This window comes from Burkholderia sp. Ac-20392 (assembly GCF_017104585.1).
GTDB lineage: Bacteria > Pseudomonadota > Gammaproteobacteria > Burkholderiales > Burkholderiaceae > Burkholderia > Burkholderia lata.
In genome coordinates this window covers 1-21,621 of sequence record NZ_JAAGPB010000060.1, presented here as the reverse complement: position 1 = coordinate 21,621, position 21,621 = coordinate 1, and the positions used below count along the sequence as shown (strand labels likewise).

The following is a 21,621-nucleotide window of genomic DNA, read 5'->3' as shown; positions in this document are numbered from 1 at the left end:
AGGATTCCCGTCATGGCAACAACCAGCAAGCGTCAACCGATCATTCCACCCGGGTTCAAGGCGTGGTACGACACCTACCATTTCGCTCCGGCCACGCGGGTGGGCGACACGATCTGGGTGTCCGGCCAGGTCGGAATCGGCGCGGACATGCGGCCGGGCGACGGCGTGCAGGCGCAGGCGCGCATCGCATTCGAATCGCTGAAGGCGATTCTGGTCGAGGCCGGTGCGAGTCTGGCCGACGTGGTGGAGCTGACGACTTTTCATACGGATCTGCGCGCCGAGGTCGAAGCCTTCGGGGCCGTGAAGGACGAATATTTCCCGGATCGCTTTCCGTCGTGGACAGCGATCGGGGTGACGCAGCTCGCGCTGCCCGAGCTGTGCGTCGAAGTGCGGGCGGTGGCGGTGGCCGGGTCGGGCACGGCTTGACGCAAGTGTCGGGCAGTTAGCGCGGCCGGATCGGCGGCTGCGACGAAAGGAAAAATTCGCAGCCGCTGCATCCGGCACCTGAGGCTTGTTCAGCCGGACGCGGTGGGCCCCCGAACCTGAGATTGAAGGGGCGCGCAAGGCATGCGGCTCGTGTGGTGGAAAGCGCATTCAATATATTTCGTATTACTTACAACATGACGCGCATCGGTGAAAGGTATGCCGAGCGCTTCAGGGTCGCGGAAGTCCCGCGACGGCTGGCCGGAAAACGGCACGTTCGACGCGAGACATCGCAATGAAAAGAACGCCAGTCGCCCGTCTGCCGCGCAACCGGTGAATGAAAGCAGCGTCTCGGAAGGAGAGCATGATGAAGAAGCACACGATCGGAACCGTGTCCGCAATCGCGGCCGCGTTGTTGATGATGGCCGGCAGCGCGATGGCCGACGACCTCACCGCGGTGGGGGCCGAACGCGGCGCGAGCAAGGACGGGTCCATTCCTGCCTTTGCCGGCAGGCAAGAGCCGCAGTCGGGCTGGGAATACGGCAAGACGCGCGGCGATTTCTGGAAGCACCGGAGCGAGAAGCCGCTTTACTCGATCGATGCCGCGAACGTCGACAAGTACGCGAGCATGCTGTCGCCCGGCCAGATCGCGTTGATCAAGCAGCGCAAGGGCTACCGGATGGATGTGTATCCGTCGCACCGCGAGTGCCAGCTGCCGGAGTTCGCCGAGCAGAACACGAAGGCCAACCTCACGGCCGCGAAGCTCGCGTCGGACGGCGAGACGCTCGAGGCGGCCGTCCTGCCCGGCGTGCCGTTTCCCCAGCCGAAGACAGGCGCCGAGGCGATCCTGAACTACGAGAACCGCTATCGCGGCATCGGCATCGAATGGCCGCTGGATGTCACGACCATCTCGCCGCGTCCGGGCGGCGGCGAATGGATCGACGGGATCGGCCCGCAGGTCTTCTATTTCCCGTCGGGCAAGACGGGCAAGAGCGGGCCGAAGGATGTCGACCAGCTCAGCCTGGCCGCGTACTTCTCGGCCACGTCGCCGGCCGCGCTCGCGGGGCAGGCCTTCGTGCAGCGCCAGTATTTCAACAAGGATTCGGAAACCTACTACTACTTTCCGGGGCAGCGCCGCGTGAGACGCATGCCGGCCTATACGCACGATGCTCCGCTGATCGGTTTCGAGAACCAGTACCTGATCGACGAAGCGAACATGTTCAACGGCTCGATCGACCGGTTCAACTGGAAGCTGGTCGGCAAGCGCGACATGCTCGTTCCGTATAACGCGTTCGGCATGTACAAGTTCAAGAGCAAGCTGCACGACGTCGCGACGCCGGACGGCATCGCGTCGGCGAACCGGCGCTACGAGATGCATCGCGTGTGGGTCGTCGAGGCGACGGTCAAGCCGAGCGCGCGCCACGTCGCATCGAAGAAGGTGTTCTACCTGGACGAGGACAGCTGGCTCGCGCTCATCGGCGAGGACTACGACGCGCAGGGCAAGCTGTGGAAGGTGCGCGAGAGCTACCCGATTCCGGTCTGGGAGCTGGGCGGCGCCTGCGACAACGAGCCGATGGCGCAATACGACCTCCTGAACGGGCGCTACGTGATGGATTCGTCGACGATCGGCCAGGGCAAGGACATTCGCTGGTACCAGGAGATCAACGATCCGCGCTTCAAGTCCGATTTCTTCACGGCGGAATCGCTGAGATCGGTCAGCGAACGCTGATTGCCATAGACATATAAAAAAATGAATCCGACGTGCGCGATCGCGCCGTCGGCATCCGGTCTGGAGATGGGTGGGACGATGAAAGCAAGCAACATAGTTAGGCATACTACGGTGTCGATTGCCATGCTGGGTGCGGCGACGTCGACTGCGTACGGCTACGAGTTCACGCTCGGGGACGGCAGCGTCCAGGGATCGTGGGTGTCCAATCTCACCGCGGGCGGCGGAATCCGGACCAAGAGTCCGAGCTGTTCGCTGACCGGCGATCCGAACGCGTACGGGTGCGGCGCGGCCGCCAATACGAACCAGTGGGGCTACGGCGACGAAGGCGATCTCAACTACCGCAAGGGGCAGCCGTTCAGCACCTACGTGAGCGCGACCAGCGAGCTGCTGCTGAAGATGCCGAGCGAAGGGCTCAAGTTCATGGTGCGCGGCACGGGGATGTACGACTTCCTCGCCGGGAGGACGGCCAGGACGCCGCTGTCGAGCACGGCTGCCGCGCAGGTCGTGTACAACGCGCAACTGCTCGATCTGTGGGCGCAGAAGGATTTCACGATCAACGGGCACAGCGCGCATGTCCGGCTCGGCAACCAGGTGATCAACTGGGGCGAGAGCATGTTCGCGCAGAGCGGCATCAACGCGACCAACTCGCTTGACACGCAGAAACTGCTGATCCCCGGTTCGCAGCTCAAGCAGGCGCTGCTGCCGGCGCCGATGCTGAGCCTTGCCGCCGATCTGTCCCACGGCTTCAGCACCGAGGCTTATTACCAGTTCCAGTGGAACGGCAACCGCATCCCGCCGGTCGGGTCGTACTGGTCGCTGGCGAACGTCGTTGGCCGCGGCGCTGAACCGTTCACGATCAACGCGAACAATCCCAACCTGGTCGGGCCGGGCGTGGGCACGATCGCCAATGCGATCGGCGGCGGGGCCGCGGCGGGCAACCAGGATACGCTGAACGCGATCAAGAACGGGCTCGTGAACGGCGCGTTCGCCGGGCCGCCGTTCAACGACCTCGGTATTCCGGTCTCGACGCAACTGCCGGCGAAATACCGGCCGCAGTTCGGCGTGAAGTTCAATTATTCGCCGCGCTCGTTCGATGCGAACTTTGCGTTCTACTACCTGAACTACACGGATAAATCGCCGGTGCTGTCGACGCTGGCCAACGGCACCGCGCAGTGGTCGTATCTGCAGAACCGCCAGCTGTTCGGCGCGAGCGCGAACTTCGGCGTCGGGCCGTGGGCGATCGGCACCGAGCTGTCGTACCGGCCGCGCGATGCGGTCGCGCTGTCGAGCTGTTATGGCGCGGGCGGCCCGACCGACCTGATCACGAACGGCGTGCAGGGCGTCAACTGCCAGCAGTGGGCCGACAAGAAGAAGCTCCAGCTCGACGTGAACGGGCTGCTCGCGCTGACGCGCAGCGAGTATCCGTTCCTGAAGATGATCGCCGCGGATTCCGCGACGCTGACCTGGGAACTCACGTGGATCTACTACCCGGGCCTCGGTTCGGACGTGACGCGCACGGTGGGCGGGCAGCCGGTCACGCAGGTGCCGGCCGCCGGCTATTTCCCGTGGCTGAACAACAACTCGGGGCTCGGCTACCCGATCACGCAGGGGCAAGGCACGTCGAGCTCGGTGGGCGCGACGATCGACTTCAACTGGACCTATGACGGCTCGCTGATTCCCGGCTGGCAGGTGACGCCGGGCGTGACGTTCAGCACGGGCCTGTACGGCTACACGCCGACCTTCACCGCGAACTACATGCAGGGCGCGAAGTCGGTGAACGTCTACGTGCTGTTCAACCAGAATCCGCCGACGTGGCAGGCGGGCATCAACTTCGCGGCGTTCTTCGGCGGCCATCAGTCGGTCGGGAATCCGTACGCGGACCGCAATTTCATCGGTGTGTTTGCCACCCGGAACTTCTGACGGGTGCCAGTGGAAGCGAGCGCGCGCGTCGGGCATCGCCGGAAAACATGAAGGGGTCATGCAGTGCTTAATCGTCTGGTCAGCCGCCTTGAAAGGCTTTTCTTCGGTCATCGCGCGATCGTGCTCGCGGCGATCGGCCTGTTCACCGTCGCGATGGCCGTGTTCGCGATGCAACTGCGCATGGATGCCGGCTTCGAGAAACAGATGCCGATCGGCCACGAGTACATCCGCACGTTCCAGCAATACCGGAACGACCTGCTCGGCGCGAACCGGATCACCGTCGTGGTGCGCGCGAAGCACGGTTCGATCTGGACGCCGGACGGCCTGACGCGGCTGTACAAGGTCACGCAGGCGGTGACCTACCTGCCGAACGTCGACCGGATCGGCGTTCGCTCGCTGTGGACGTCGAACGCGTTCGTCAACGAGATCACCGACGAGGGCTTTCGCGCGGAGCCGATCATTTCCGGCACGATCACGCCGGATCAACTGACACCGGAGATCGTCGAGAAGATCCGCCGTGCGACGACGCTGGGCGGCTATGTCGGCACGCTCGTGTCGCACGGCGAGGACAGCGCGATGATCACGGCCGAGCTGAACGAGCGCGACAGCGCGGGCAAGGTGCTCGACTACGTCGCGTTCAATCACCTGCTGGAACAGAAGATCCGCCAGCCGTTCGAGGATGCCGGCTACGACGTGCAGATCATCGGCTTCGCGAAGCAGATCGGCGACATCGCCGACGGCGCGAAGGCCGTGCTCGGCTTCTGCGCGATCGCGCTGCTGCTGACCGCGCTCGCGGTGTACTGGTATTGCCATTCGCTGCGCTTCACGGTGCTGCTGATCGCGTGCTCGCTGACGTCGCTGGTCTGGCAGTTCGGCACGCTGAAGCTGCTCGGCTTCGGTCTCGACCCGCTCGCGGTGCTGGTGCCGTTCCTGGTGTTCGCGATCGGCGTGTCGCACGGCGTGCAGCAGGTGAACTTCATCGTGCGCGAGATCTCGCACGGGCACAGTTCGTACGAGGCGGCGCGGCGCAGTTTCAGCGGGCTGCTGATTCCGGGCGTGCTGGCGCTGATCACCGCGTTCGTGTCGTTCGTCACGCTGCTGATGATCCCGATTCCGATGGTGCGCGAGCTGGCGATCACCGCGTCGCTCGGCGTGGCCTACAAGATCGTGACGAACCTGATCCTGCTGCCGGTCGCCGCGTCCTGCTTCAACTTCACGAAGCGCTATGCGGACAGTGCACTCAAGCGCGGCGAGCGGCGCTCGGCATGGCTGCGCCCGCTGGCGCGCATCGCGCAGCCGAGGTATGCGGGCGCGACCGTCGCCTTGACGCTGGTCGTGTTCGCGCTGGCCGCGTGGCAAAGCCGCGACCGCGTGATCGGCACGCTGCAGCCCGGTGCGCCGGAACTGCGCGCGGATGCGCGCTTCAACCGCGACGCGACGGCGATCGCCGGCAACTACGACATGGGCCTCGACTGGCTGACGGTGGCGATCGAGTCGACGGGCAAGGCCTGCGACAACCCGGCGGTCGGCCTGTACGAAGACGATTTCGCGGCCGCGATGCGCACCGAGCCGGGCGTGGTGTCGGTGCAGTCGTACTCGGGCATGCTGCGCGCGTACAACCAGGGCTACAACGAAGACTATCCGAAGATGAACGTGGTGCCGATCGACCCGGAGAACTACGGCGCGGTGTCGGTCGACGTCGGCCGCGTGAAGGGCTTCATGAAGGCCGATTGCACGATGTCGGCGGTGCACCTGTTCCTGACCGACCACAAGGCGACGACGATCAACCGGATTCTCGACGACGTGAAGCAGTATCGCGTGTCGCATCCGTTCCCCGGCATCACCGTGCGTCTCGCGGCCGGCAACGCGGGCGTGCTGGCGGCGACCAACGAGGAAGTCGCGGGCAGCGAGCTGCCGATGATGCTGTACGTGTACGGCGCGATCCTGATCCTCGTGTTCCTCGCGTACCGCGACTGGCGCGCGATGATCGCCTGCTGTGCGCCGCTGTCGGTCGCAACCTTCATCGGCTACTGGTTCATGAAGGAGCTGCAGATCGGACTGACGGTCGCGACGCTGCCGGTGATGGTGCTGGCGGTGGGGATCGGCGTGGACTACGCGTTCTACATCTACAACCGGTTGCAGGTGCATCTCGCGAGCGGGCAGACGATCGTGAAGGCGGTGCAGCACGCGCTGCTCGAAGTCGGTGTCGCGACGATCTTCACGGCGATCACGCTCGCGATCGGCGTGGCGACGTGGAGCTTCTCCGCGCTGAAATTCCAGGCCGACATGGGCAAGCTGCTGGCGTTCATGTTCCTCGTCAACCTGCTGATGGCGATGACGGCGCTGCCCGCGCTGGCCTCGGTGCTGGAGCGCCGGTTCCCGCGCCGCAAGCCGGCCCGTGCGCCGGGACTGTTCAGCCACTGACGCCCGCCCACTTTCATGGAGATCTCCAGATGATCAAGACACTCGTTGCCTGTATCGGGCTGTGCGCCGCCGCTGCCGCGTTCGCGCAATCCCGTGGAACGGTCGCGGAATGGGCCGCGAAGCCGGCCCACGCATGGCCCGCGCCGACGCACATGATGCTGACGGACGCGACGCGTGCCGGCTCGCGGGTCGTCGCCGTCGGCGATCACGGCATCGTGGTGCTGTCCGACGACGACGGCAAGACCTGGCGGCAGGCGCGGCGCGTGCCCGTTGCCGCGACGCTGTCGGCCGTCGCGTTCGCCGATGCGCAGCACGGCTGGGCCGTGGGCCAGTGGGGGACGATACTCGCGACCGACGACGGTGGCGAAACCTGGACGACGCAGCGTCTCGACACGTCGGTCGACCAGCCGCTGTTCTCCGTGCTGTTCACGACGCCGCAGGATGGGCTCGCGGTCGGCCTGTGGTCGCTGATGCTGCAAACCCACGACGGCGGCAAGACCTGGGCGAAAGTGACGCTGCCGAAGCCGCCGGGCGGCGGCAAGGCGGACCGCAATCTCTATCACGCGTTCGGCGATCAGAAGGGCGCGCTCTACATCTCGGCGGAACAGGGCACGGTGCTGAAGTCGACCGACGGCGGCGCGAACTGGCGCTACCTGCAGACGGGCGGCAAGGGTTCGCTATGGACCGGCGTGGCGATGCCGGACGGCCGCGTGGTGGTGGGCGGCCTGCTCGGCAGCCTGTACCAAAGCAGCGACGGTGGCGCGAACTGGACCGCCGTCGACAGCCGCACGCGGAGTTCGATCACCGACCTGGTGGCGGCAGGCGACGGCCTGATCGGCGTCGGGCTCGATGGCCTGGTGTTGAAGCAGCCGGCGGGCGCAGCGACGGTCGAGGTCGCGCAGCGCCCCGATCGCGCGACGCTGACCGCCGCGCTGCCGGCCAGGGACGGCACACCGATGCTGTTCTCGCAGGACGGCGTGTTGACGTCGCGCTGATGGCGACCCGAGGTGAACGGTATCCCTGTTGGCGGCACGGAATGAAGGAGGCAAAGATGAGCGATATGAACTACGGGATTCAGGATGACTCGACCGGCCATGCAATGCGGTTCGACGCGGCGCAGGCCGACCGTGCGTTGCGATCCTACCGGCCCATCGGCGGATGGATCGAGCGGCCGGACGACTTGCAGCCACAGCTGGAAGGCGACGTTCACGCGGACGTGATCGTCGTCGGCGCCGGCTTCGCGGGCCTGTCCACCGCGCTGGAATTGACCGCGCGCGGCATGCGCGTCGTCGTGATCGAGCGCGAGTTCGCGGGCTTCGGCGCGAGCGGGCGCAACGCCGGCTATCTCGCCGGCGGGCAGGGGCTCGAATACGATCTGTTCGTGAAGCGCGTGGGGCGCGAGCAGGCGAAACGGATCGTCGGCTTTTACGACGAAGGCGTGGCCTACGTCGAACGCAAGCTCGTCGAGCACGGGATCGACTGCGACTATCGTGCGTCGGGGATCATTCGCGCCGGTGTGCATCCGTCGCAGGAGAAGCGCCTGCGCGAGGACATGGAGACCGGCATCGCGCTGGGTTCGCCCGCGCAGTTTCTCGATGGCGCGGCAATGCGTGCGCGCGGCATTCCACCGGCGTTCCTGTTCGGTTGTCACTTCCCCGGCGGCGGCACGCTCGACCCCGGCAAGTATGTGCTGGGCCTGCGACGCGCGGCCCTCGCCGCGGGCGTGCGGCTCCACGAGAACACCGCGCTGCTCGACTTCGACGCGAACGAAACCGTGCGGATCCGGACGGCGCGCGGCAGTGCGAGCGCGCCGGTCCTGGTGCTCGCCACCAATGCGTATACGCCGCAACTCGGCCTGCTCGGCAACAAGGTGATGCCGCTGCGCGTGTCGGCGCTCGAGACCGGGCCGCTATCCGATGCGCAACTGGCGGCGCTGGGCTGGCCGAATCGCGAGGGCATCGTGACGCCACACTTCACGATGGAGAGCCACCGGCTCACCGCGCGCAATACGCTGTTGCTGACGACCAAGCGGCTGGACTACGTCTATGGTTCGCGAACGCCGAACGTGCCCGACGACGCAGCGTATCGCGCGCTGCTGGCGACGCTGCACGCGCGTTTCCCGCAACTGGGCCACCTGCCGGTGCGTGCATGCTGGAGCGGCTACATCTCGGTTGCCAGCGATGCGCTGCCGGTGGTCGGCGCGACCGGCGCGCACGGCAACGTGTTCTACACGGCCGGGTGCTCGGGGCATGGGGTCGGCACGCAGTCGCTGATCGGGCAGGTGCTGGCCGACCGGATCAGCGGAGCGAAGCCGCCGCTGCTCGACGCGCTGACGCACCGGACACCCGCGATGCCGCCGGAGCCGCTACGCTGGTGCGCGATCAAGGCGGTGCTGGGCATGGCGAACCTGATGGACGAAAGGGTGAACCGTCACGCGCGGCGCGGATAGGGATGCGGGCCGCCCTGGACACGATGCAATGCGCGCCGGGACGGACTGCCGGAACGCCACGCTTACGACGAACACGATGACCGACACCAAAGCGCACCACGGCGGCAGAAGCCGCCGCACGCCGAACGCCGCTTCGACCGGCAGCGATCTCGACGGCTTGCGGGCGCAGGGCCTGCGCACGCGCAACACGATCGTCCGGGTCGCACGGGAACTGCTGCTGGAAGGCGGCCCGCTGACCTTCTCGCAGCGCGCGGTCGCGGCCGGCGCCGGCATCAGCGTGAGCAACCTGCAGTATTACTTCCCGACCCGGCTGGCCGTGTTGCGGGCCGTGATCGAGCCGGTCATCGAGGCGTACCTGGGCGAGCTGAAGGGCTTGATCGACAGCGATGCATCGCCGGACGACGTCATCGAACGCGTGCTGGCACGCGCGCTGCGCGACGCGAAGGATGCGCAATACGTCGCGCTGTTCCGGCATTTCCTGTCGTTCGCTGCGATCGACCCCGAATGCCTGAAGCTGTTCGACGATTGGTACGGCACGCTGACGCGCGAGGTCGCGAAGCTGTTGCGCACGGTCAATCCGGCGTTCGACGCGGCCGACAGCCTGCACGTTGCCACGCTGTTGATTGCGATGGCCGACGGCCTGACGTTGCAAACCGGAACCGCGCGATTGACGCAGCGGCTCGATGCGATGTTCATGGAGATAGCGCGTTGCCTCATCTACGACAGGCAACGCGACTAGGGGAACAACCTGCCGCCAGGGAAGGTGATGGGGCGCCTCAGTCCGGATCGCTGGCGGTCCAGTGCAGCACTTCCAGCGCGGCCGCGACGTGCAGGCGCTGCTGCGCGAGCGGGCGGGGCAGCAACGACTCGGCGCGCTCGAGGCGGCGCAGCAGCGTGTTGCGGTGGACGTGGGTTTTCTCGGCTGCGTCGGTCACGCTGCAGCCTTCCGCGAGAAACGCGCGCAGCGCGTCGCGCAGCGACTTGTCGGCGCTGGCCAGGTTGCCCAGCGTGTTGGTCACGAACTGCTGGAGGGATTCCATATGATTGGTCATCAGCGCGATAAGGCTCATGCTGTCCGCGTGCACCACGCCGACGCCGGCGTGCAGCCTGCCGAGCAGCCGCTGCGTCGCGAGTGCGTCGAGGTGGCCGCGCCGGAATCCTTCCATGCCGGTCCCGGCGCTCGCGACGGCCATGTGCACGCCGGGCAGCGCGTTGATCGCACGCTGCAGCGAAGGCATGTCGAGTGGCTTGCCGTCGTGATACGTCCAGACCCACAACGTGGCCGTGTTCGCGACGACGGCCAGGGCATTGCGCGTGCCCGCGCATTGCGCCAGCGCATCGGCCGCCCGCTCCAGCACCCCCAGTTCGATATCCGCTTCCTCGCTCCAGATGATCGCGGCGTGATGGCGTTGCTCCAGCGTGTAGCCCAGCCGCCGGCTGGCCTCCTGCGCGCTGATGGTTGCCCCTTCGACGATCTGCGTGACCAGTTCGCGGCGATCGGCGTGCGTGCCGCGCAGCCGCGCTTCGCGTTCGGCGCGCATGAATTCGGCCATGCCGACCATGTTGGTATCGATGAAGGCCGCGATCGAACGCGACGATACGGCCAGAAACTCGCGCAGCTCGACCGGGTCCTGCGTCAGCGTAAACGCGAGATCCATCCAGCGCTGCCACACGACGCTCTGCGACGAACGGGCCGCGACGAACACGAGGTCGGTGAGGCCGCGTCGCACCAGTTCCTGCGCACTACTTAGCATGTCGGCCGAAAGAAAACGGGACACCGGCGCGCAAGGGTTTTCCAGGTTGGCGGTGGCCCAGTGAATCAGCCCGTTGCGGTTGATGCGCCGCACGGCCGCGGCGAGCACGGGGTCGCTCATCGTGGGGCTGGTCGCGACGTTTTCCTTGTCGAGTTCCTGCAGCCATTCCGTCTGCACATTCAGTGCGATTTCGGCGCCCTGGCGCATCAGTTCCCGGATGCGTGGCGAAGGCAACGGCCAGGTCGGCAGGGCAGTGGGGGCGGGGGGCTGGGACATGATGGAGTGCTATCCAAACGAAGAGGTGCAAGTTGCACTCATTGTATTCGCATACGGTGCATTCGACACCTTGTTCGGCTCGATTCGGTTGATGAAAATGACGACACATAGCGCATTTCGACGCAAACAGGAGACACGCCGTGACTGTACATACCCTTCCGTCCACTGAGCACGTGGATGTGCTCATCGTCGGCGCCGGCCTGTCCGGGATCGGCGTCGCTCGCCAACTCGAGACGGACCGCCCAGGCACGTCATACATCATCCTGGAAGCGCGCGGCGCGACCGGCGGCACGTGGGACCTGTTCCGCTATCCGGGCATCCGTTCCGACTCGGACATGCATACCTACGGTTACGGCTTCAAGCCGTGGGCCGACAAGAAGGCGATCGCCGGTGCGGATGCGATTCTTTCGTACCTGAGAGAGACGGCCACCGAATACGGGATCGACCGCCACATCCGCACGAATCACAAGGTGATCCACGCAAGCTGGTCGAGGGCGCAGGCGCTGTGGAGCGTCGACGTCGAGCGCGTCGATACGGGTGAACGCAAGACGATCCAGGCCAGGTGGTTCTTCAGCGCCGCCGGGTTCTATCACCACGACGAAGGCCATACGCCGAAGCTCGACGGCATCGAGCACTTTGCCGGCCCGGTGGTTCACCCGCAGCACTGGCCGGAAGATCTCGACTACGGCGGCAAGCGCGTGGTGGTGATCGGCAGCGGCGCCACCGCCGTCACGCTGTTGCCGGCGATGGCCGGGAAGGCCCGGCACGTCACGATGCTGCAACGCACGCCGACCTACGTGGTGAGCCTGCCGTCGGAGGACATCATCGCCAATACGCTGCGCAAGGTGATGCCGCATACGTGGGCCTACGCGCTCGTACGGCGCAAGAACATCGCGATCGCCCGCTTCATCTGGCATTTCTGCCGCACGCGGCCGAAGGCGGCGCGGCGCCTGATCCGTTTCATGACCAAGCGCCAGCTGCCGAAGGGCTATCCGGTCGACGTCCACTTCAACCCGCCGTACAACCCGTGGGACCAGCGTCTGTGCGCGGTGCCGGACGGCGATCTCTTCAAGTCGATCCGCGACGGCCATGCGTCGGTTGTGACGGACCGCATCAAGACCTTCACGGCAACGGGCATCGTGCTGGAATCCGGGCAGACGCTGCCGGCCGACATCATCGTCACGGCGACGGGGCTCAACATCCGGTTTTTCGGCGGGATCAAGCTGACGGTCGACGGCCAGCCGGTGGATCTCCACAGCAAGGTGGCGTTCAAGGGGATGATGCTCAGCGGCGTGCCGAATTTCGCGTTCTCCATCGGCTATACGAATTCGTCGTGGACGCTGAAGGTCGGGCTGCTGGCCGAGCATTTCTGCCGCGTGCTCGCACACATGGAGCGCGGCGGCCTCGCAACCTGCGTGCCTGAATTGCCCGCCGCCGACATGCCGACGCGCCCGCTGCTCGATTTCGGCGCCGGCTACGTGCAGCGCGCGATCGGCAGCCTGCCGCGCCAGGGCCCGGGTGTCCCGTGGGTCATGTCGATGGACTATCACCTCGATGTCGAGATATTGCGGCACGGTTCGGTCGAAGACCCGTGCCTGCGCTTCCGGCGTGCGGCGGCAGCCGGCGGCACGGATCGCGTCGAGCCACGTCGCGCTGTCGGAGCCTGATCATGACGATTCACACGATGGAAGCAAACCAGGACGCATTCTGCGACCTGCCGGGCGGCGTGCGTCTCTGCTATCGCGTCTACGGGCCCGTCCACGGCGAGCCGTTGCTGCTGATCGCGGGCATGACGCTGCAATTGACCTTCTGGCCGCTGGCGCTGATCGACGCGCTGATTCAATGCGGCTATCGCGTGATCGTGTTCGACAATCGCGATGTCGGCCGCTCGTCGCGCATCCCGCGGCCGGGGCCGAGCGTGCTTCGCCAATTCCTGCGCTGGCCGGTCAAGGACGGCTATGACCTGGAAGACATGGCGCAGGACACGATCGGCCTGCTCGACAGCCTGCAGTTGAAGCGCGTGCACGTCGTCGGCATGTCGATGGGCGGCATGATCGGGCAGGTGCTCGCCGCGCGCCATCCGCAGCGCGTGCTGTCGCTGACCTCCATCATCTCCACGACCGGTGCGCGCAAGGTCGGCCAGCCGGCCATGTCGAGCATGCTGATGCTGACCGCGCCGCCGCCGCGCACGCGCGAAGCGGCGGTGGAGCAGTACAGCCGCATCATGGCCCACATCGGCACGCAGACGTATCCGGCGGACGACACTGCACGACGCGCCTATGCGGCCCACGCGTGGGATCGCGGCGAGCAGGCGCGCGACCACGAGAGCACGACCCGCCAGATCGGCGCGATCATCAAGTCAGGAGACCGGACCCACGAAATCCGCCGGATTCAGGCGCCGACGCTGGTCGTGCACGGCGACCGCGACCTGCTGGTCGCGCCGAGCGGCGGCGTCGCGACCGCTGCTGCGGTCCCGGGCGCGGACATGGTCACGGTGCGCGGCATGGGGCATGACATCCCTGACGGCGTCGTGCCGCTGCTGACGAGCCTGATCGACGGTCATATCCGGCGCCGTGCGATGCCCGCTGCGGCGGAACCCGTGCGCACCGGCAGGCATATCGCGTGAGCCGGTTCGCCTGCGGCACGCGACCGGCGCGCGACATCGAGCGTAACGTCAAGGCGTGACGCTCGCGTCATTGCCGGCCGCCGAGCCGACCCTAGGCGCGTGAATCGCGTGAAGACCAGGAACATTCTGCAAGACGCTTGTCGTGATGCGACGGAATCGCACGATCGACGGGCAGGAGGAGACACCATGCACCAAGGCTACCCGACTGACCTCGCGGCCCGCTTCGAGCGCCAGCGCCGCGCGTTCGCGCTGGAGCCGAACCCGGCGCTGGCCACCCGGCTGGCGCGTCTCGACCGGCTGGCTGCGTGGCTCGATGCGCACGAGCACGACATCGTGCGCGCCATCGATGCCGATTTTCAGGGCCGCTCCGCGCACGAGACGCGGCTGGCCGAGGTGTTCATCGTGCGCGCGGGCATCCGCCACGCGCGCCGGCACCTGAAGCACTGGATGCGGGCGCGCCGTGTACCGACCGCGCTGCATTTCCGTCCCGGCCACAATCGGCTGATGCCGCAACCGCTGGGGGTGACGGGCATCATCTCGCCGTGGAACTACCCGCTGCAGCTTTCGCTCGGGCCGGCACTCGCGGCGCTCGCCGCGGGAAATCGCGTCTTGATCAAGCCGTCCGAACTCACGCCCGCGCTGTCCGACCTGCTCGCGTCGATGGCGCGCGACACCTTTGCGCCGGACGAGCTGGATGTCGTGGTGGGCGACGTCGAACTCGGCAAGGCGTTTGCCGGCCTGCCGTTCGATCACCTGTTCTTCACCGGCTCGACCCAGGTCGGGCGGGTCGTCGCGCAGGCGGCCGCGGCCAACCTGACACCCGTGACGCTGGAGCTCGGCGGCAAATCGCCGGCGATTCTCGATGCGTCCTGCAACGTCGTGGTTGCCGCGCAGCGCATCGCATTCGGCAAGCTGCTGAACGCGGGCCAGACCTGCGTTGCGCCCGATTACCTGCTGGTGCCCACCGGAGCGGCCGACAGCGTCGCGTCGCAGCTGACGCGCGCAATTGCACGCCTGTATCCGACGCTCGCGGCCAATCCCGACTACACGGCCATCATCAGCGAACGCCACCGCGCGCGCCTTGCCGACATGGTCGACGAAGCGCGTCGCGCAGGCTCGCGCATTCTCGAAGTCAACCCGGCCGGCGAAACGTTCGGCGCGTCGTCGCGCAAGTTCGCGCCCACGATCGTGATCGGCGCGCCGGCCGATACGCGGCTGATGAACGAAGAGATCTTCGGCCCGGTTCTGCCGATCGTCGAATACGCGAACCTGGACGATGCAGTCGCCTACGTGCAGGGCCGCGCGCGTCCGCTGGCGTTGTACTGGTTCGGCGAAGACGCGTCGCGCCGAGATCGCGTGCTGCGCGAGACGGTATCCGGCGGCGTGACGATCAACGACTGCCTGTGGCACCTGGTGCAGGAAAACCAGCCGTTCGGCGGCGTCGGGCAGAGCGGCATGGGCGCTTATCACGGCCAGTGGGGCTTCGAGACCTTCAGCAAGCTCAAGCCGGTGTTTCACCAGACCCGCTGGAACGGCGCGGTGCTGTTCCATCCGCCGTACGGCCGCGTCTTCGACCTGCTGCTGCGCACGCTGTCGCGTCTCGCGTGACTTCCGAATCCTGTATCGAGAGAAAGGCCATGAATCATCAATTCGACTACATCGTCGTGGGCGGCGGCTCGGGCGGCAGCGTGGTGGCAGGGCGCCTGACCGAAGACCCGAACGTCAGCGTCTGCCTGCTGGAAGCGGGGGGCAGCGGTGACGGCGCGGTCATCAACATTCCGGCGGGCATGGTCGCCATGCTGCCGACCCGCCTCAACAACTGGGCGTTCAAGACGGTGCCGCAGCGCGGGCTCGACGGGCGCGTCGGCTACCAGCCGCGCGGCAAGGCGCTGGGCGGTTCGTCCGCGATCAACGCGATGGTCTACATTCGCGGTCATCGCAGCGACTACGACACGTGGGCCGCGCTCGGCAATCCAGGCTGGTCGTACGACGAAGTGCTGCCTTACTTCCGCCTGAGCGAGCACAACGAACGCATCGACGACGCATGGCACGGCCAGGGCGGCCCGCTGTGGGTCAGCGACCTGCGCTCCGACAACCCGTTCCAGGCGCGCTTCCTGGCGGCGGCCCGCCAGGTGGGCCTGCCGCTGACGGACGATTTCAACGGTGCGCAGCAGGAAGGCGTCGGCATCTACCAGGTCACGCAGAAGCAGGGCGAACGGTGGAGCGCGGCGCGCGGTTATCTGCTCCCGCACGTCGGCAAACGCGCCAATCTTTCTGTCGAAACGCACGCGCAGGTCCGGCGCATCCTGTTCGAGGGCAAGCGTGCCGTGGGCGTGGAGGTGCTGCAGAACGGCGTGCTGAAGACATTCCGTGCGCGGCGCGAAGTGGTGCTGGCAGCGGGTGCGCTGCAAACGCCGCAACTGCTGATGCTGTCCGGTATCGGCCCGTCGGCCGAGCTGGCGCGCGTCGGCGTTGAGACGCTGCACCATCTGCCCGGCGTAGGCCGCAACCTGCAGGATCACCCCGACTTCATTCTCAGCTACCGCACGCGCAGCCTCGACACGATGGGCGTCTCGGTGGGTGGCAGTCTGCGGATGCTGCGCGAGATCATGCGCTTTCGCCGTGAGCGGCGCGGCATGCTGACGTCGAATTTCGCGGAAGGCGGCGCATTCCTGAAGACACAACCGGGCCTCGATGTACCCGACATCCAGCTGCATTTCCTGGTCGCGCTGGTCGACGACCATGCACGGCGCATGCATCTCGGCCACGGGCTGTCCTGCCACGTGTGCCTGCTGCGCCCGCGCAGCCGCGGCTCGGTCACGCTGCGCAGCCGCGACCCGGCCGCCGCGCCGCTGATCGATCCCGCGTTCCTCGACGATCCGCGCGACCTGGAGGACATGGTGGCGGGCTTCAAGATCACGCGCGGCCTCATGGAGGCGCCCGCGCTCGCGGATTGGATCACGAAGGACATGTTCACGCGCGACGTGCACAGCGACGACGAAATCCGCGCGGTGCTGCGCAAGCGCGCGGATACCGTCTATCACCCGGTCGGCACCTGCCGGATGGGACAGGACGCGATGGCCGTGGTCGATCCGCAGTTGCGCGTGCATGGCCTCGACGGGCTGCGCGTCGTCGATGCATCGGTGATGCCGACGTTGATCGGCGGCAACACCAACGCGCCCACCATCATGATCGCGGAGAAGGCGGTCGACCTGATGCGCGGCGTCAGCCGCGTGGCGTCCGCGGAGCGCGCGACAGCGGCGGAAACGCACCGGTTCACGACGTCGGGCATCGAGACCGGTCGATAGGGTGACGATCCGCCTGTTTTCCGCGTCGAACCTTCACTCGACCAACCGAATGCGTGCATGCAGCCCAGGGACGACGCGTCCCGCCGATGCCCTTTATCACCCGCAGTTTTGACGAAGCGTTGCCGAACCATGTCTACCACTCGATCGCCATTCTGGCCCGCGCACCTGGCCACGCGTCAGGCCCCGCCCGCAACCCACCTGTTCCGTCACGCGGAGGCCGCGGCGGCGCGCCATCCCGACAAGCCGTTCATCCTGTTCTACGACACGCCTGTCTCGTTCGCGCGCTTCCAGCACGAAGCCGAGCACGTGGCGGGTTTTCTGCAGCAGCGTTGCGGGGTGAAGGCGGGCGACCGCGTGCTGCTGGACATGCAGAACAGCCCGCAATGGATGATTGCGTACTACGGCATCCTGCGCGCGAACGCGGTGGTCGTGCCGGTCAATCCAATGAACATGACCGACGAGCTGGCGCATTACATCGAGGACAGCGGCGCGAGCACGGTGATCGTCGCGCAGGACCTGTATCCACGCATCGCGCCGCTCGTGGGTGGTGCCGGCGGCCTCGCGCATGTCGTCGTGGCGACGTATGGCGACTACGTGGCGCAACCATCGGCCGTCGCGGTGCCCGATTTCGTGGCCGCGCCGCGCCACGTCGACGGGCCCGGCGTGATCCACTGGAGCGATGTGCTCGCCGAGCAGCTGAAACCAGGCGAGCTGACGGCCGGCCCAGACGACATCTGCGTGATGCCCTATACGTCCGGCACGACGGGCAAGCCGAAAGGTTGCGTGCACACGCATCGCAGCGTCATGTGCACGGCGGCCGGCTTCGTCGACTGGTTCGACGATCCCGAAGACGCGATCCACCTGGCGGTGCTGCCGCTGTTCCATGTCACCGGCATGCAGGGCGGGCTGAACGGCCCGCTGGTTCGTGGCTCGACCGTGGTCGTGCTGCCGCGCTGGGATCGCGATGCCGCGGGCCGCGTGATCGGCCGCAACCGCGTGTCCGTGTGGCAGTCGATCTCGACGATGATGGTGGATTTCCTGTCGAACCCGAACCTGCACGAATACGACCTGTCGAGCCTGCGCTCGATGCGCGGCGGCGGCGCGGCGATGCCGGACGCGATCGCGCGCAAGCTCAAGGAGTCGGTCGGGCTCGATTACGTCGAAGGCTACGGGATGTCGGAAACGATCGCCGCCACGCACATCAATCCGCCGGCGCACCCCAAGCCGCAGTGCCTCGGCATCCCGGTGTTCGACGTCGATGCGCGGATCGTCGATCCGGTCACGTTCCAGCCCGTGCCGCAAGGCGAGGTGGGCGAGATCATCGTGCACGCGCCGCAACTGATGCAAGGATACTGGCGCAATCCGGAGGCCACGAGGCAAACGTTCGTCGAAATCGACGGCAAGCGCTTCCTGCGCACCGGCGATCTCGGGCGCATCGACGCGGACGGCTACTTCTTCATGGCCGACCGGTTGAAGCGGATGATCAACGCGTCGGGCTACAAGGTGTGGCCGGCGGAAGTCGAGACGATGATGTACCGCCATCCGGCGATCAAGGAAGTGTGCGTGATCGGCACGCGCAGCGTGCATCGCGGCGAGACGGTCAAGGCCTTCGTCGTGCTGGATCCGGCGTACCCCGACGGCGTGACGCCCGACGACGTGGTGGCATGGGCGCGCGATCATATGGCGTCCTACAAGGTGCCGCGCATCGTCGAATTCGTCGAGTCGCTGCCGAAATCCGGGTCGGGAAAGATCATGTGGCGCGAGTTGCAGGAAAGGGAAGAGGCGGCGGCTGCCGCTGCCGCTCAAGGAGACGCAGTGGCATGACGTGCGTGCGATGCGTCAATCCGTGCCTGGTCACGCGGGTTGCATGCTTCGCGCGTTGCACTGAATGAAGCAGCCACGAGGGAATTTCCTCGTGTGCCGCGTCGATTTTATGTTTGTCATATTGACCTACCGTTGTTGATGTGAACGACTTGTCGGGTGGCTCGGTTGGCTGTGTCGCGCGACCGGGGCCGTCACTTCTTATCGAATGGTTCTCCACGCGGGAACCGGGCATGGTGTGCGGAGAAAGAGAATGAGGAACGATTCATACAAGGTCATGCGCTTCACGGCGTGGAGCGCGATCGTCGGCGGCCTGCTGGCCTACGCGAACGTGGGGCTGGTGTCGATGGTGGCCGGCACGGATACCGGCATGTTGTTGCACGGCGCGACGATGCTGAGCCTGCCGTCCGAAACACGCGACCTGTTTCGCTTGTCGATGCTGGCCGACGTGTTCGGGTTCTATCTCGCGGTGCTCGTGATCGGCGGGTACTTCGTGCATACCTTCAAGGATGAACTCGGCGCGCTCGGCACCATGATCGCGTTCGGGATCGGCGCGTACGCGGTGCTCGGCATCACCGGAGCGGCACTCCAGCTGTCGGTGCTCGATCCGCTGGCGCACATGTATGCGGGCGGAGACGACGCAACGCGGGCCGCTGCGGCCGCCGCGTGGGCGACGGTCGCCAACGGCACGCAAAGCGGGCTGTGGTGGGCCGAAGGCCCGCTGGTGTTCTTCTGGGCGCCGATCGTCGCCAATCATCTGAAGAAGGCCGGCTGGCGAGGGGCGTTCCTGTTGAAGATCGTTGCCTGGTTTTTCGCGATCATCTTCGTTTCCGGATTCTTTCCGGAATTCGAAGCCGTGACGGGGGCGGGCGAGATCGTCGTCGTGCTCCTGCTGCCGTTGTGGATGATGGGGTTCGGCTGGCAGTTGCTGCGTCGTGCCGGCCGGCATGTGAAAGCGGGGGCGATGGTTGCCGGGTAAGGGCGCGACCGGAGCGATGCCGGGGGGCGTGGCCAGGCATCATCGGGAGGGGCACGACATCACCGGGCGTGTACGCCCCCTCGTGTCGAAACCACCCGCTCCCATAACCGGCTCCCTTCACACCCTCCCATGAACGGCTCCCATCGCTGATTCCTAAGGCAGGAATCGCCAACGCATACAACCCGTGAACCCGGAAGCCGGCCTGTCAGGCCGTGACCGAGGTGGCGTCAGCGCGTACCTTCGCTGCCCGCAGATGCTGATCGCGATCAGCCAGCCAGTCTTTCCGCTCGCCGCGCCAGCCCACCGCGTGAATCCGATCCATCTGGCGTGCGGCGACGGTCGCCGCGCAGGCCAGGCCGGAGAGCGGGATATCGAGCAGGCGCCAGTGGCCGGCATGCGGCGTATCGACCTCGCGGAATGCCCCCGCGAGTGGCGGCAGCGAATCGAGCGTGGCGCCGTGTCCGTTCCCGCACGCATTCGAGATGCTGTCCAGCCGCAGCTGGTCGCGCGATACGGGATCGGCGAGCGCGCTGGTCTGCGCCATGCCCAGCCCGATCGGGCCACGGGCGATCGCGATGACGATCCAGATCCCGGCATGGCCGACCACGACGTCGAGCCCGTCCAGCAGGTCGCAGCCCGCGACCGCGATATGGTCGGCATCGCGGTCGATCAGCGTCAGCTCGTCGGCCGCGCGGCCGGCCAGCGTTCCCAGGATCGCGCGCAGCGCCGACCGGCCGATTGCGAAGCGGCGGCCGTGCACGCGGTTCGGATGCGTGCGGGCACGCCGCAGTTCCGCCTTCGACAGGTAGAGATGGCCGCGCTCGCTGGTGACGAGCTGCCATTCGCCGCGCAGTCGCCACAACAGGATTTCGCCGGGATCGGGGAGCCGCGACGGACATGACGCAAGCGTGTGCGAGCCCGTGATCGTCAGGGTGGGATAGCGCATGCCGGCCCTCGTGTCGGTGGTGAATGCAACGTGGCGTGGCGCACCGGCCGCGTCATGCCTGTTGTCCGGCCGGTCGTGCATCGTTCCCCGACGGCTGTCGCGTGAGCCGCGCGGCGAGCGAGACGGCCTGCCCGAACGACGCCACCGCGTGATGCGGTATCCCGAATGCCTTGACGGCGACTTCGCCTTGCGCGGTCACTTCCGCGCGACGGTCGGGATCGGGTTCGACGCTGACGAGCGCCTTGCAGACGGCGCCCAGCGCCTCCTTGTTCTGCTTGAGCCAGACCGCGCGATGCTTGCGGTCGTCGTGGCTCTCGTCGGTATCGAGCTCGACGTAGACGATCACGAACGGCTCGCCGTGGCGCATCAGCGTATCGATCTCGCCTTCCCAGCGGGGCGCGTAGCCCGGCGTCGCATGTTCGGCGCGAAACACGCAAACCGGAAAGAGTTGGATGTCGTGTAACGCGAAATCATTCGGATTGAGAGCGGGCATCGAGATTTCTCCGGTGGATGAGCGACGCCGAAGCGTCGGGGGGGCCGTAGGCGGCATTCAATGCGCGCTCGCTTGCGGCGCGCCAGCCTGCGCGATCGGCGGCGCGTCGCGCCAGCCGACGCCGAGCGACTTGTAGAGCGCGATCGCGCCTTGCACCTGCGCGAGCCGGCTGAGTGCGAGCGCATCGCGTGCGCGGTACGTCGCGCGCTGTGCGGTGAGGACCGACAGGTATTCGCCGAGGCCGTTGCGGTACAGCCGCGTCGCGCGCGATTGCGCATCCTGGCTGCTGTCGACCGCCGCGGCGAGCATGACCTGCTGGTCGCGCGCGGCGCCGATCGCCACCAGCGCGTCCTCGACATCGCGAAACGCGCTGCGGATGCGCTGCTCGTATGCCAGCCGGGCGGCTTCGGCCGCCGCGCGTGCGGCGTCGACACCGGCTTTCGCGCGGCCGCCGTCGTACAGCGTCTGCGTGA

The 21,621-nt window shown here is 66.7% G+C and carries 17 protein-coding genes; 13 read left to right on the top strand and 4 right to left on the bottom strand.

Annotated features, from left to right (window positions below; translation table 11 throughout):
* The first annotated feature begins 12 nt into the window (after positions 1 to 12).
* From G3N99_RS10950 to G3N99_RS10920, 7 genes are all read left to right on the top strand, one after another.
* Positions 13 to 426: a RidA family protein gene (locus tag G3N99_RS10950; protein WP_206122399.1), complete on the top strand. Its 414-nt coding sequence runs from the start codon at positions 13 to 15 to the stop codon at positions 424 to 426.
* Positions 427 to 787: 361 nt separating this feature from the next.
* Complete coding sequence (locus G3N99_RS10945; RefSeq protein WP_174952732.1) at positions 788 to 2,152, top strand: DUF1329 domain-containing protein; 1,365 nt, start codon at positions 788 to 790, stop codon at positions 2,150 to 2,152.
* Positions 2,153 to 2,230: 78 nt separating this feature from the next.
* Complete coding sequence (locus G3N99_RS10940; protein ID WP_206122398.1) at positions 2,231 to 4,072, top strand: DUF1302 domain-containing protein; 1,842 nt, start codon at positions 2,231 to 2,233, stop codon at positions 4,070 to 4,072.
* A 63-nt stretch (positions 4,073 to 4,135) separates the two neighbouring features.
* Positions 4,136 to 6,496, top strand: a complete 2,361-nt coding sequence (locus G3N99_RS10935; protein ID WP_206122397.1) for an efflux RND transporter permease subunit — start codon at positions 4,136 to 4,138, stop codon at positions 6,494 to 6,496.
* 29 nt (positions 6,497 to 6,525) lie between these two features.
* Positions 6,526 to 7,491: a YCF48-related protein gene (locus tag G3N99_RS10930; protein ID WP_206122396.1), complete on the top strand. Its 966-nt coding sequence runs from the start codon at positions 6,526 to 6,528 to the stop codon at positions 7,489 to 7,491.
* Between the two features lie 56 nt (positions 7,492 to 7,547).
* Positions 7,548 to 8,945, top strand: a complete 1,398-nt coding sequence (locus tag G3N99_RS10925) for an FAD-dependent oxidoreductase (RefSeq protein WP_241011588.1) — start codon at positions 7,548 to 7,550, stop codon at positions 8,943 to 8,945.
* A 28-nt stretch (positions 8,946 to 8,973) separates the two neighbouring features.
* A complete protein-coding gene (locus tag G3N99_RS10920) occupies positions 8,974 to 9,684 on the top strand; it encodes a TetR/AcrR family transcriptional regulator (protein WP_206122395.1) in 711 nt (236 codons plus the stop codon).
* A 37-nt stretch (positions 9,685 to 9,721) separates the two neighbouring features.
* Here the strand turns inward: G3N99_RS10920 and G3N99_RS10915 are convergent, their stop codons facing one another.
* Positions 9,722 to 10,975 carry a PucR family transcriptional regulator gene (locus G3N99_RS10915; protein ID WP_206122394.1) on the bottom strand — a complete coding sequence of 418 codons (1,254 nt, stop codon included), beginning with the start codon at positions 10,973 to 10,975 and terminating at the stop codon, positions 9,722 to 9,724.
* Positions 10,976 to 11,115: 140 nt separating this feature from the next.
* On the opposite strand from G3N99_RS10915, the gene G3N99_RS10910 reads away from it, so the two are divergent.
* From G3N99_RS10910 to G3N99_RS10885, 6 genes are all read left to right on the top strand, one after another.
* Positions 11,116 to 12,642 carry an NAD(P)/FAD-dependent oxidoreductase gene (locus G3N99_RS10910; RefSeq protein WP_206122393.1) on the top strand — a complete coding sequence of 509 codons (1,527 nt, stop codon included), beginning with the start codon at positions 11,116 to 11,118 and terminating at the stop codon, positions 12,640 to 12,642.
* A gap of 2 nt (positions 12,643 to 12,644) precedes the next feature.
* Entirely contained in the window at positions 12,645 to 13,601 is a 957-nt protein-coding gene (locus G3N99_RS10905) for an alpha/beta fold hydrolase (RefSeq protein WP_206122392.1), read from the top strand.
* Between the two features lie 186 nt (positions 13,602 to 13,787).
* Complete coding sequence (locus G3N99_RS10900) at positions 13,788 to 15,209, top strand: coniferyl aldehyde dehydrogenase (RefSeq protein ID WP_206122391.1); 1,422 nt, start codon at positions 13,788 to 13,790, stop codon at positions 15,207 to 15,209.
* 29 nt (positions 15,210 to 15,238) lie between these two features.
* Entirely contained in the window at positions 15,239 to 16,909 is a 1,671-nt protein-coding gene (locus G3N99_RS10895; RefSeq protein WP_206122390.1) for a choline dehydrogenase, read from the top strand.
* Positions 16,910 to 17,038: 129 nt separating this feature from the next.
* Positions 17,039 to 18,733 carry a long-chain fatty acid--CoA ligase gene (locus G3N99_RS10890; protein WP_206122389.1) on the top strand — a complete coding sequence of 565 codons (1,695 nt, stop codon included), beginning with the start codon at positions 17,039 to 17,041 and terminating at the stop codon, positions 18,731 to 18,733.
* 250 nt (positions 18,734 to 18,983) lie between these two features.
* Complete coding sequence (locus G3N99_RS10885) at positions 18,984 to 19,709, top strand: hypothetical protein (RefSeq protein WP_241011587.1); 726 nt, start codon at positions 18,984 to 18,986, stop codon at positions 19,707 to 19,709.
* Between the two features lie 205 nt (positions 19,710 to 19,914).
* On the opposite strand, the gene G3N99_RS10880 is transcribed toward G3N99_RS10885, so the two are convergent.
* From G3N99_RS10880 to G3N99_RS10870, 3 genes are all read right to left on the bottom strand, one after another.
* Positions 19,915 to 20,655 (bottom strand): hypothetical protein, encoded by a 741-nt coding sequence (locus G3N99_RS10880; protein WP_174932475.1) that lies wholly within the window; start codon positions 20,653 to 20,655, stop codon positions 19,915 to 19,917.
* 52 nt (positions 20,656 to 20,707) lie between these two features.
* Positions 20,708 to 21,148 (bottom strand): hypothetical protein, encoded by a 441-nt coding sequence (locus G3N99_RS10875; RefSeq protein WP_174932477.1) that lies wholly within the window; start codon positions 21,146 to 21,148, stop codon positions 20,708 to 20,710.
* 57 nt (positions 21,149 to 21,205) lie between these two features.
* Positions 21,206 to 21,621 (bottom strand): TolC family protein (locus G3N99_RS10870; protein ID WP_206122388.1); only part of this gene is annotated, 416 nt, incomplete at its 5' end.

Coding starts and splice junctions, on each gene's coding strand:
- G3N99_RS10950 (WP_206122399.1), top strand. CDS start 13: ATGGCAACAACCAGCAAGCGTCAACCGATCATTCCACCCGGGTTCAAG.
- G3N99_RS10945 (WP_174952732.1), top strand. CDS start 788: ATGATGAAGAAGCACACGATCGGAACCGTGTCCGCAATCGCGGCCGCG.
- G3N99_RS10940 (WP_206122398.1), top strand. CDS start 2,231: ATGAAAGCAAGCAACATAGTTAGGCATACTACGGTGTCGATTGCCATG.
- G3N99_RS10930 (WP_206122396.1), top strand. CDS start 6,526: ATGATCAAGACACTCGTTGCCTGTATCGGGCTGTGCGCCGCCGCTGCC.
- G3N99_RS10925 (WP_241011588.1), top strand. CDS start 7,548: ATGAGCGATATGAACTACGGGATTCAGGATGACTCGACCGGCCATGCA.
- G3N99_RS10920 (WP_206122395.1), top strand. CDS start 8,974: ATGCGCGCCGGGACGGACTGCCGGAACGCCACGCTTACGACGAACACG.
- G3N99_RS10915 (WP_206122394.1), bottom strand. CDS start 10,975: ATGTCCCAGCCCCCCGCCCCCACTGCCCTGCCGACCTGGCCGTTGCCT.
- G3N99_RS10905 (WP_206122392.1), top strand. CDS start 12,645: ATGACGATTCACACGATGGAAGCAAACCAGGACGCATTCTGCGACCTG.
- G3N99_RS10900 (WP_206122391.1), top strand. CDS start 13,788: ATGCACCAAGGCTACCCGACTGACCTCGCGGCCCGCTTCGAGCGCCAG.
- G3N99_RS10895 (WP_206122390.1), top strand. CDS start 15,239: ATGAATCATCAATTCGACTACATCGTCGTGGGCGGCGGCTCGGGCGGC.
- G3N99_RS10890 (WP_206122389.1), top strand. CDS start 17,039: ATGTCTACCACTCGATCGCCATTCTGGCCCGCGCACCTGGCCACGCGT.
- G3N99_RS10885 (WP_241011587.1), top strand. CDS start 18,984: ATGAGGAACGATTCATACAAGGTCATGCGCTTCACGGCGTGGAGCGCG.
- G3N99_RS10880 (WP_174932475.1), bottom strand. CDS start 20,655: ATGCGCTATCCCACCCTGACGATCACGGGCTCGCACACGCTTGCGTCA.
- G3N99_RS10875 (WP_174932477.1), bottom strand. CDS start 21,148: ATGCCCGCTCTCAATCCGAATGATTTCGCGTTACACGACATCCAACTC.